Raw genomic sequence first — 11,229 nt, forward strand, 5'->3', positions numbered from 1 at the left:
CCGGCGGCGCGGGTTCCTTCTACCGGGTCCTGACCGATCCCCGGGACGGGGCGCCGCTGGAAATCGGGCGGAGCAGCTACCGCCTGACGGCGGCGCAGCGGCACTGGCTCCGGCTCCGCGACGGCAGATGCCCGTTCCCCGGCTGCAACAACCATTCCCTGGACAACGACGCGGACCACCTCCTGGCCTGGGCCGACGGAGGCACCACGGGCATCTCCAACCTGGGCCAGCCCTGCCCGAAACACCACTGCCTCAAACACGCCTCCGCCTGGACACCGAGCGGGGCCAGCACAACGAGCCCGCCGGGCTGGCTTTCGCCGGCAAAACGCTATTATCCGAGTGAGCATCAGGACTGGGAACCGCCCCGCTGGCCGGACCACCTCCCGATCACGGCTACAGACACAGACCCACGGGCGGAGCGAGGCGTGCCCGCGGATCCCGAACCGGAACTGCCCCCGGACCCCTTCCCCGACTGGCACCACTTCACGGCCGGGCACCCATTCCCCGCCGCAAACACCTACGACCCCGGCTGGCCGGCACCCCTCGACGACCCCCTCCCCGAATGCGCCCTGTACCAATCCGCCTGAACGACCAGTCGCGGGCCGGTTTAGCGCGGTAATCGAACCTCGTTGTTGCCACACTTCCTGCCCCTGACAATCGGCTCCGGTTTCACCGTCACGCTCGCCTGCGGACAAGCGCCACCGGGCGACTTTCACAACCGATGAACGGAAGCCCTATGGGGCTGACGCGTGGCCGGTGGGCACTCTTGATTGAGACGTGGATCACGTCGGCTCACCCGGGGAATTCACCTACGTGAGTCTCCCACGACAGTCACGCATGAAAGAAGGACAATGATGTCTGCCGCCACCACAGAACTAACGCCCGTGGACGAGTCACTCTCCGGGCCGGCCGCACTGCCGCCTTACTCCCATGAGCTCGCCTGGCCGGATGGCATGGCGCCGTTCAAGGTCGTCGACGACGGAACCCAGGGTGACCCGTACGCGCACTACGCATGGATGCGGGACAACGCTCCGGTTCTCCGCGCCGCCTCGCCGGTCTCGGACGTCTGGTTCATCTCCCGCTATGACGATGTCCGCAAGGCCATGCGCGCCCCCAAGGTCTTTTCCTCCCAGGTGGTGGACCCGGTGCCGCTGACCTTCCTGACCCTGTTCGATGCCCCGAACCACACACGGCTGCGCCAGGTCGTTGCGCAGGCCTTCACTCCAAAGGCGATTGCCCGCTTTGAAGACCGGGTCCGCGAAAACGCCCACAAATATCTGGACCCGATGATCGCAGCCGGCGGCGGCGACGCCGTCGATGACTACGCGATCCCGCTGAGCATGTCCACCATCAGCGCCCTGCTGGATGTCCCGGCGTCGGACTTCGAGAAAATGAAGTTCTGGTCGGATGAGACCTTCAGCTACTTCGGCAGGCTGGCCCGCAATGCGCAGGGCACGGGAACCGACGAACAGAGCACCTTCGAGTTCTTCGCGTACCTGAAGGACACCATGGAACGGCTCTACCGCGAGGAAAGCGAGTCCGTGGGCGGCCATATCGCCCGGATGTGGAAGGAAGGCCTCCTCAGCGAGAAGGAAGCCAAGGAACTCTGCGCTTTCGTCTTCGTTGCCGGCCATGACACCACCACCATCCTGCTGGCCAACGCCTTCCGGGTCTTCAGCGAGCAACCCGAGCTGCTGGACCGGATCCGGCAGAACCCCGCCGACGCGAACCTCTTCGTCGAGGAACTGGCCCGCTTCCGCGGAACGGTGCAGCGCGCCAGCCGGATCACCACCGAAGACGTCGAGGTTGCCGGCGTGCGCATCCCTGCCGGCGCCATCGTCCGGTTGCTGCCGGCAGCGGCGAACCGCGACAGCGCCAAGTACCCCGACGGCGAGACCTTCAATATCGACCGCAACACCGACGGCCACCTCGGCTTCGGCCACGGTGTGCACAGCTGTCTCGGCGCCCCGCTGGCCAGGCTGGAAACGGTCGTAACGGTGGAACTCCTCGCCGCGAAGCTCGGCTCCCTGACCCTCAACAACGACAAGCCGATCGAATACGTCCGGGGCAACAACCTGACCAACTCAGGTCCGGAACACCTTTACGTCGAGCTGGAGAAGTTCAATGCCTAGTCAGCAGCCCACTGAGTCCGTCCTGAATCCAATCGTCATCGTCGGCGCCGGCCACTCCGGAGTCGCGGTGGCCGCAGGATTGCGATCCCGCGGCTGGGAGGGGGACATCCTGCTGCTCGAAGCGGAAAAGGAGGCGCCCTACGAACGCCCTCCACTGTCCAAGGAACTCCTGAAGGCCGGCGCTCCGGATGAGTCCACCGTGCTGCGCAAAGAAAAGTTCTACCACGACAAGCGCATTGACCGGCGGGCAGGGCTCACCGTCGACGCCATCGACCCGGCAGGCAGGACCGTCGAGCTGTCCGACGGCAGCCGCCACGGCTACCACCGCCTCGTCATCGCCACCGGCTCCCGCGCCAGGTCCCTGACAGTCCCCGGGGCGGAACTCCCCGGGGTGCAGGCCCTGCGGACCCGGGACGACGCCCTTGAACTCAAACGCGCCCTCGTCCCCGGCGCCCGGGTCGCCATCATCGGCGCGGGATACATCGGCCTGGAAGTCGCGGCCGCCGCAGCCGCGAAAGGCTGCGACGTCACGGTGCTCGAATTCCAGGACCGCGTGATGAGCCGCGTGACCTCCGAGCCGGTATCCCGCTTCTTTGAGCGGCTCCATGAACAGAACGGTGTCCGGTTCGTCTTCGGCGCCGCGGTGACCGCCGTCGAGGGGTCTGACCGGGCCGAGCGCGTCGTCACCGCCGACGGCGCGGCCTACCCGGCCGACGTCGTCCTCGCCGGAATCGGCGTGGTGCCCAACCAGGAACTTGCCGCCGAGGCCGGCCTCCAGTGCCAGGACGGGATCCTCGTGGACGACGACGGGCGGACCTCGGTCCCCGGCATCTACGCCACGGGCGATGTCACGCGCTTCACCAGCACCATCGACGGCGCCAGCCAGCGCCTCGAATGCATCCAGAACGCCATGGCGCAGGCCGACAGGGTGGCAGCTGACATCACGGGCCAGGCCCCCGCGGATCCGGAGATCCCTTGGTTCTGGACCGTCCAGCACGGCGTCCGGCTCCAGACGGCCGGCGTCCGGCACCCCGACGACGACGTGATCGTGCGCGGCACCCCGGCGGAGGTCAAGTTCTCGGTGGTCTACCTCCGCGACGGGCGCCTCGCCGCCGTCGACACCATCGCAGGCCTTACCGACTTCCGTCCGGCCAAGAAACTGATCGCACAGAAAACACGGATCGATCCGCTACTCGCCGCCGATCCCGGCACCCCACTGACCGACGCCGCGTTCGCAGCGTCCTGAAACCGAAGGAACCACCATGAGCAACAACAAACTCACCGTGATCGACCGCGAGGGCTCCACCCACGACCTGCAGTGGGAGCCGGACCAGACCCTGATGGAGGCCCTCCGGGACAACGACCTCCCGGTCCTGGCATCCTGCGGCGGCACCGCCTCCTGCGCCACCTGCCACGTCTTCCTGGAAAAGGAGGTCTTCGACACCCTGGCCGAGCGCAGCGAGGACGAACTCGAGTTGCTGGTCGATGCCGAGGGCTACCAGGAATGCGGCTCCAGGCTCTCCTGCCAGCTTGCCTTCAGCCAGGACCTCAACGGAGTCACCGTCACTCTGGCGCCCGAAGAATAGCCGCGGCGTCCGGCCGCCGGATAGCGACGAGGCCGTCGTTCCATCTGCATATATTGGGGGATGAAACGGCCGCCGGTTCCTACGACGCAGGATCCGTCACCAGGATCCGCACCGAACACAGCTCCGCCGCAGCCTTCTTGAGGACCGCGGCACGCGGATCCGGAACGTCCAGGAACGCCAGCCGGGCCACGCCGGCGTAGCGCTTCAGCACAGGCTCGGCGAGGACCTGGTCGGCCAGCGTCCGGTCGCCGCCCGGCGCCAGGTACTCGATCCGGTGCTCCGTGAAGATCCTCGCGGCGTGCTCGGCCACGGCCTCCACGAGGGCATCAGCCTGGTTGGCGCGACGCCGGGCGAAGCGCTGCTGGGACCAGCCGCCGGCAGCGGTCCGCGACTGGACGTGGCGGGTGCCGGTCTTGGACGCGACCACGGCGCCGCCGCTGACGACCGCCACCGAATAGCCGCCGCGGCGGACCAGCACGGTGCCGAGGCTCCGGGGCTGCCCGGCCAGGGACGCCAGCCGCGACACCGCGTCGCCCCCGCGCCCGGGCCGGCCATCCACGGGCCACGGCGCCTGCAGCAGCGCCACGGCGCCGTCCGCGGCGCGCAGCTGCAGACCGGCGTCGAGCTCTTCCTCCACCAGGGCGCCATGGCTTGAGGCAAAGCGCTCCACCCAGCCGGGCAGCCGGGCAGCTGAAACGAAGGCCACACGGGACTCGGGGCTGGGCATTGGCGGGCTCTTCCGTTGCGGGGATAAGGGGGACGGCTTAGCGGTGGCAGGGCGGACCTGAACTAGAAGTAGCCTATCTATGTGGATGATCTCTTTGGCGCAGGGCGGGACGACGCCGACGGAAGCGACGACGACGGCGGCAACGGCGGCGCCGACGATACCGGCCGCGCCCGCTCCGGTGCCCGCACGGCCGGGGCCGGCTCGCCGCGGAGTCCGCTCGCCGTCCGGATGCGGCCCCGCACCCTGGATGACGTGGTGGGCCAGCAGCACCTGCTCGGCCAGGGCTCCCCGCTGCGCCAGCTCGCCGCCGGCTCCGACGCGACCGGCCCCGCCGGGCCAAGTTCGGTGATCCTCTGGGGTCCCCCCGGCACCGGCAAGACGACCCTTGCGCACGTGATCGCCAAGGGTCCCGGCCGGAAGTTCGTCGAACTCTCCGCCATCACCGCCGGCGTCAAGGACGTGCGCCGTGTGATGGACGAGGCCCTGACCGCGCGCGATCTGTTCAAGACCACCACCGTCCTGTTCCTCGACGAGATCCACCGCTTCAACAAGGCCCAGCAGGACGCGCTGCTACCGGGCGTCGAGAACCGCTGGGTGGTGCTGGTGGCCGCCACCACCGAAAACCCCTCATTCTCCGTGGTGTCCCCGCTGCTGTCCCGCTCGCTGCTGCTGACGCTCAAGCCGCTGACCGACGCCGACGTCGAGGGCCTCCTCCAACGGGCCGTCACGGATGTCCGCGGCCTGAATGGCAAAGCCGAGCTCAGCGCCGACGCGCTGGCACACCTTGTCCGGCTCTCCGGCGGGGACGCCCGCCGTGCACTGACGGCGCTCGAGGCCGCCGCCGGCGTCGCCTTCGGGGACGCGGACGACATTGACGCAACCGACATTGACGCAACCGATATTGACGCAACCGACATTGACGTAACCGACATTGACGTAACCGACATTGACGCCGCGGACGCCGCCGGCGCTGTTGCGCCGAAGCCCGTGACCATCCAGTTGCGGCACACGGAACGGGCGCTGGATGTTGCCTCGGTTCGCTACGACCGCGCCGGCGACCAGCACTACGACGTCGCCAGCGCGTTCATCAAGTCGATCCGGGGTTCGGACGTCGACGCGGCGCTGCACTACCTCGCCCGGATGCTCGAGGCGGGGGAGGACCCGCGCTTCGTGGCCCGGCGGATCGTGATCTCCGCCGCCGAGGACGTCGGGATGGCGGACCCGACGGCGCTCCAGACCGCCGTCGCGGCGGCCCAGGCCGTCCAGCTGATCGGTATGCCGGAAGGCCGCATCATCCTGGCCGAAGCCGTGGTGCACCTGGCCACCGCGCCGAAGTCCAACGCCGCGTACATGGGCATCAACCAGGCAATCGCCGACGTCCGCGCGGGGCTCGGGAACGGGATCCCCGCCCACCTGCGCGACGCCCACTACCCGGGCTCAAAACAGCTGGGCCACGGCAAGGGCTACAAATACTCCCACGACGCGCCGCATGGCGTGGCCACCCAGCAGTATCCGCCGGACGATCTCGTGGGCCGCAATTACTATGAACCCACCGCCAACGGGGCTGAACGGGACATCGGCACTCGGCTTGAGCGGCTCCGGAAGATCATCCGCGGCACGTGATCTGTCGCTGACCAGCGGCTGCTCTGGCGCCGCCCTTCAGCGCTGGAATCCGCCGTTGACATAGGGGCCAAGAGGTCTAACGTGGAAATACGCCAGCATTGACCTGCTGACCATCCGTGCGGCGCAGGGGACAGCGCGGCTCACACCGCCGGCAATCGATTACCCGGACCCCCGAACGACGGCCGGCTTCGCTCCATTCAAGGTCTTCCACTGCGAGCGTCCCCGCTCAGTCCCCAGGTAGTGTCCCATGAGCATTAATTTCGTTACAGCCATGGCAGTCAAATCCTTTGATGTGCCCGACCGGAAGCGGTGCCCGGACAAGGCCGAATTCGACCTCTGCACCGTGGACGACTACTCGGTGGCCAAGTTGATCCTCGACCCGGGCTGGCGGTGGTCGGAGAGCACCAAACCCTACGAGCAGACCGACGCCTGCCAGCACCACCATCTGGGCTTCTGCATTTCCGGTGTGCTGGAGGTCGAAACGGCCGAAGGGCTGCGCTCCACGATCCACGCCAACGACACCTACGCGATCCCGCCGGGTCATGACGAGTGGGTGGTGGGCCCGGAACCGTTCGTGGCCGTGGAATTCCTGGGTGCCGCGTCATTCGGGCGGCGGGGCAGCCGGGGCGTGCACGCCAGGGTCTGACTTCGGGCCATGGGCCCTTCATGGTAGGCTTGTTCGTTGTCTGGCAAGGCACGGACGCACAATCCATTGAAAACTTCGGTTTAGTGAGGGTTGCCCTGTGCCCAGTAGCAAAAGGCAGCGGTTGGCCGATGCTCTCCATCGTGGAGGCCAGTAACACTGACACACCGCAGATATTGGAAGGACACTAGTGGCTAACAACACTCGTGCTCGCCGTACCGCACGCCTTTCGCGCGCACTCGGCATCGCTCTGACCCCCAAGGCCGCCAAGTACATGGAGCGCCGCCCGTACGGCCCCGGTGAGCATGGCCGTGCCCGCAAGAAGCAGGACTCCGACTACGCCGTACGTCTGCGCGAAAAGCAGCGTCTGCGCGCCCAGTACGGCATCCGCGAAGCCCAGATGACTCGTGCCTTCGAAGAAGCACGCCGCACCAAGGGCCTGACCGGTGAAAACCTGATCGAACTGCTCGAAATGCGTCTCGACGCCCTCGTGCTGCGTGCCGGCTTCGCCCGCACCATCGCCCAGGCCCGCCAGCTGGTTGTGCACCGCCACATCCTGGTTGACGGCATCCGCGTTGACCGCCCGTCTTTCCGCGTCGGCGAGGGCCAGCTGGTCCACGTCCACAGCCGCAGCGAGACCATGCCTCCGTTCCAGGTTGCAGCAGCCGGCGCTCACCGCGACGTCCTGCCGATGGTTCCGGCCTACCTGGACGTCAAGCTTGACGCCCTGCAGGCCCGCCTGGTGCGCCGCCCCAAGCGTTCCGAGATCCCCGTGACCTGCGAAGAGCAGCTCGTCGTGGAATTCTACGCACGCTAAATAAACGCAACACCTCCAAAGAAGCCCGTGGCAAGCGCCGCGGGCTTCTTTGTATGTAAGGTACTTGGGGGAGTTCCCCGGGAGCCAGCCCTGCTTGCCGGTTCAAACCGCCGGCTGAAACCGTCGGGGCCCGACGCAACGAGCAGGTATCCACTGCAGTTCAAGGAGATGATTGTCTATGTCTGGTGGCGATATTGCCGGCCTGATCGCGGCTGGAGTGTTTTTACTGCTGGTCCTGCTGCTCGCCGTGCCGATCCTGAAACTCGGGGGAGTGTTTGACGAAGTCCGGACCTCCATCCGCTCGATCAGCGACGGCGCCACCCCGCTCATGGACGAAGTCACCGCCACGGTGTCCACCACCAACGAGCAGTTGAAGAAGGTGGACGGCATCGCCTCGAACGTCTCCGACGCTTCCGCCAACATTTCGGCGCTGTCCTCGCTCATGGCCGCCACCGTCGGCTCGCCGCTGATCAAGGTGGCGTCCTTCAGCTACGGCGTTCGCTCCGCGTTCACCGCCCGCAAAAAGCCCGCCACCGGCCGCCGTAGCCGCTAAGCCCACCTGGAGAACCTGACATGAACAGAATCATCTGGATGGGAATCGGCGTCGCGATCGGCGTCATCGCCTTCCGAAAGATCACCGAAGCCCGGTCCGCCGTCGGGCCCGAGGGACTCAACCGGGCCGTCGGGCGTCTGGCCGACGGCCTGTACGACTTCGCCGACGCCGTCCGCGAAGGCATGGGCGAGCGGGAAGCTGAACTCCGCGCCGCGCTCGGCGTGGACACGGCCCTGGCTACGGGCACCGATGGCATCGTTGCCCGCCGGGATGCAGTCCGGCGCTAGTCGGGAGAGAATTAGGAAGTACGGTGCCCGTCACGGGCACGCCAGCACCTCGGCACCTCCTCGAAAGGTCTTGGAAGATCAGGGCCCGGACCGGTGCCGGACCCCAACTTGTCCCGCGCAGCACAGCCGCGGGCCACACACCGCAGTGAATATTGAAGGGTAAGAAATCAGCTCATGAAGTCGCAGGAGATCACCAAGCGCTGGATCGACTTTTTTGTCAGCAAGGGACACACCGCCGTGCCCTCCGCCTCCCTGGTCTCCAGCGACCCCTCCCTGCTGTTCACGGTGGCGGGCATGGTGCCGTTCATCCCGTACCTGACCGCCCGTGAAGAGGCACCCTACCAGCGGGCCACCAGCGTGCAGAAGTGCATCCGTACCGGCGACATCGAGGAAGTCGGCAAGACCGCCCGCCACGGCACGTTCTTCCAGATGTGCGGCAACTTCTCCTTCGGCGACTACTTCAAGGAAGACGCCATCAAGTTCGCGTGGGAACTGCTCACCACCAGCGTGGCCGACGGCGGCTACGGCCTGCCGCCGGAGCGGCTCTGGGTCACCGTCTACGAGGAAGACGACGAGGCCAAGGAGCTGTGGCTGAAGAACACCGGCGTGCCCGCCGAACGCATCCAGCGGATGGGCAAGGCCGACAACTACTGGTCCACCGGCCAGCCCGGCCCGGCCGGTCCCTGCTCGGAGATCTACTACGACCGGGGCCCCGCGTACGGCGTCGACGGCGGCCCGATCGCTGACGAGACCCGGTACATCGAGATCTGGAACCTCGTCTTCATGCAGTACCAGATCGACAACGTCCGCTCGAAGGTGGACTTCGACATCACCGGCGAGCTGCCCAAGAAGAACATCGACACCGGCCTCGGCATGGAGCGCCTCGCGATGATCCTGCAGGGCGTCGAGAACATGTACGAGACCGACCAGGTCCGTCCCGTGATCGACAAGGCCGCAGCGCTCTCCGGCAAGGAATACACCTCGGCCGAGACGCCCGAGGACCCCCACCACACCGATGACGTGCGCATGCGAGTCGTCGCCGACCACATCCGCTCGGCCCTCATGCTGATCGCCGACGGCGTCACCCCCTCCAACGAGGGCCGCGGCTACGTCCTGCGCCGCCTGATCCGCCGCGCCGTGCGTTCCATGCGCCTGCTCGGCGTCGAAAAGGCATGCCTGCCGGAACTGCTCCCGGCCTCCCGGGATGCCATGAAGGGCGTCTACCCGATCGTGGAGACCGACTTCGATCGCATCAGCCGGATCGCCTACGCCGAAGAGAAGGCCTTCCTGCGCACCATCGCCTCCGGCACCGCCCGGCTCGAGGACGCCGTCAAGGAATCCAAGTCCGCCGGCCGGCCGCTCTCCGGCGCCGACGCCTTCGCCCTGCACGACACCTACGGGTTCCCGATCGATCTCACCCTCGAGATGGCCGAGGAAGCCGGGCTCAAGGTCGACGAGCCCGAGTTCCGCAAACTCATGCTCGAACAGCGCCAGCGCGCCCAGGCCGACGCGAAAGGCAAGAAGGGCGCCCACGCCGACCTCAGCGCGTTCCAGGAGCTCCTCGCCCAGGGCGAGACCGTCTTCACCGGCTACACCGAACTCCAGGGCGAATCCAAGGTCCGCGGCATCCTGGCCGGCGGGCAGAAGGTCTCGCAGGCCTCCACGGGCGACGAAATCGAACTGGTCCTGGCCGAGACGCCGTTCTACGCCGAGGCCGGCGGCCAGGCCGCCGACACCGGGCTCATCACCGGCGACGGCTTCGTCGTCGAGGTCCTGGACGTCCAGCGTCCCATCAAGGGCCTGAGCGTGCACAAGGCCATTGTCCGCGAAGGCGAAATCGGCTCGGACGCCCTCGTCCAGGCCGCCGTCGACCGGGAACGCCGCCACGCCGCCGAACAGGCCCACACGGGCACGCACATTGTCCACGCGGCCCTGCACCAGATCCTCGGCCCGGAGGCCCTGCAGCGCGGCTCCTTCAACAAGGCCGGCTACCTGCGCTTCGACTTCGCCTGGGGCGAGGGCCTCAGCGCCGCCACCCGGTCCGAGATTGAAGAAGTCTCCAACATCGCCATCCGCAACAACTTCCGGGTGGAAACCAAAGTCATGGGGCTCGCCGAGGCCAAGGCCCTCGGCGCCATGGCGCTGTTCGGCGAGAACTACGGCAACGAGGTCCGGGTCGTGGAGATCGACGGCGCCTGGTCCCGCGAGCTCTGCGGCGGAACCCACGTTGAGAACACCTCGCTGATCGGCAGCCTGTCCCTGCTCGGCGAACAGTCCGTCGGCTCGGGAAACCGCCGGGTGGAAGCCTTCGTGGGCATGGACGCCTTCCGGCACCTCGCCGCCGAGCGCGCCCTTGTCACCGAGCTCACGGAAATGCTGAAGGTCCCCTCCGGGCTCCTCGCGGACCGGATCGCCACCACCCTGACCAAGCTCAAGACCGCCGAAAAGGAACTCGAGCGGCTCCGCAAAGAGCAGCTCACGGCTGCCGCGGCCCAGCTGGTGGGCACTGCCAAAGACGCCGCCGGCATCAAGGTCATTGCGCACGACGCCGGCCAGGTCAGCGGCGCGGATGACCTGCGCGGCCTGGCCCTGGACCTGCGGACCCGCCTCGGCTCCGAGGCCGCGGCCGTCGCCGTCGCGGGCGTCACCAACGACCGCCCGGTGATCCTCATCGCCACCAACGAAGCGGCCCGGACCGCCGGGGTAAAGGCCGGTGCCCTCGTGCGCCTGGCCGCCGGAGTCCTAGGCGGCGGCGGTGGCGGCAAGGACGACGTCGCCCAGGGCGGCGGCACGGACGCCGCCAAGGTCGGTGCTGCCCTCAGCGCCGTCGTGGATGCCATTACCCGGCGATAAGCGGATCC

10 protein-coding genes and 1 pseudogene are annotated in these 11,229 nt (G+C 67.6%); 10 read left to right on the plus strand and 1 reads right to left on the minus strand.

What is annotated here, in order from left to right:
* The 4 genes and pseudogenes from C9424_RS21940 to C9424_RS14875 all read left to right on the plus strand — a co-directional run.
* Window positions 1-587 (plus strand): annotated as a pseudogene (locus C9424_RS21940) (HNH endonuclease signature motif containing protein); the annotation flags it as partial.
* A 264-nt stretch (window positions 588-851) separates the two neighbouring features.
* Window positions 852-2,132 carry a cytochrome P450 gene (locus tag C9424_RS14865; protein WP_116767594.1) on the plus strand — a complete coding sequence of 427 codons (1,281 nt, stop codon included), beginning with the start codon at window positions 852-854 and terminating at the stop codon, window positions 2,130-2,132.
* Window positions 2,125-3,378, plus strand: a complete 1,254-nt coding sequence (locus C9424_RS14870) for an NAD(P)/FAD-dependent oxidoreductase (RefSeq protein WP_116767596.1) — start codon at window positions 2,125-2,127, stop codon at window positions 3,376-3,378. Before C9424_RS14865 ends, C9424_RS14870 begins: the two co-directional genes overlap by 8 nt.
* 16 nt (window positions 3,379-3,394) lie before the next feature.
* Window positions 3,395-3,718: a 2Fe-2S iron-sulfur cluster-binding protein gene (locus tag C9424_RS14875; RefSeq protein WP_116767598.1), complete on the plus strand. Its 324-nt coding sequence runs from the start codon at window positions 3,395-3,397 to the stop codon at window positions 3,716-3,718.
* A 79-nt stretch (window positions 3,719-3,797) separates the two neighbouring features.
* Here C9424_RS14875 and C9424_RS14880 read toward each other — a convergent pair whose 3' ends face one another.
* The gene (locus C9424_RS14880) at window positions 3,798-4,445 is read right to left on the minus strand and encodes an acVLRF1 family peptidyl-tRNA hydrolase (RefSeq protein WP_116767600.1); all 648 of its coding nucleotides are present in this window, start codon (window positions 4,443-4,445) and stop codon (window positions 3,798-3,800) included.
* Between the two features lie 81 nt (window positions 4,446-4,526).
* On the opposite strand from C9424_RS14880, the gene C9424_RS14885 reads away from it, so the two are divergent.
* The 6 genes from C9424_RS14885 (at window position 4,527) to alaS (ending at window position 11,221) form a co-directional block, all read left to right on the plus strand.
* Complete coding sequence (locus C9424_RS14885; protein WP_116767602.1) at window positions 4,527-6,068, plus strand: replication-associated recombination protein A; 1,542 nt, start codon at window positions 4,527-4,529, stop codon at window positions 6,066-6,068.
* A 247-nt stretch (window positions 6,069-6,315) separates the two neighbouring features.
* Window positions 6,316-6,714 carry a cupin domain-containing protein gene (locus tag C9424_RS14890; protein WP_116767604.1) on the plus strand — a complete coding sequence of 133 codons (399 nt, stop codon included), beginning with the start codon at window positions 6,316-6,318 and terminating at the stop codon, window positions 6,712-6,714.
* 187 nt (window positions 6,715-6,901) lie between these two features.
* A complete protein-coding gene (rpsD, locus tag C9424_RS14895; RefSeq protein WP_091251848.1) occupies window positions 6,902-7,528 on the plus strand; it encodes a 30S ribosomal protein S4 in 627 nt (208 codons plus the stop codon).
* A gap of 178 nt (window positions 7,529-7,706) precedes the next feature.
* Window positions 7,707-8,081, plus strand: a complete 375-nt coding sequence (locus tag C9424_RS14900) for a DUF948 domain-containing protein (protein ID WP_091251846.1) — start codon at window positions 7,707-7,709, stop codon at window positions 8,079-8,081.
* Window positions 8,082-8,101: 20 nt separating this feature from the next.
* Window positions 8,102-8,368 (plus strand): hypothetical protein, encoded by a 267-nt coding sequence (locus C9424_RS14905; protein WP_237563479.1) that lies wholly within the window; start codon window positions 8,102-8,104, stop codon window positions 8,366-8,368.
* A 174-nt stretch (window positions 8,369-8,542) separates the two neighbouring features.
* On the plus strand, window positions 8,543-11,221 hold the full coding sequence (gene alaS, locus C9424_RS14910) for an alanine--tRNA ligase (RefSeq protein WP_116767606.1): 2,679 nt from the start codon (window positions 8,543-8,545) through the stop codon (window positions 11,219-11,221).
* Window positions 11,222-11,229 lie beyond the last annotated feature (8 nt).

Origin of the sequence: Arthrobacter sp. H-02-3, from assembly GCF_003097355.1 — a bacterium.
Classification (GTDB): domain Bacteria; phylum Actinomycetota; class Actinomycetes; order Actinomycetales; family Micrococcaceae; genus Arthrobacter; species Arthrobacter humicola.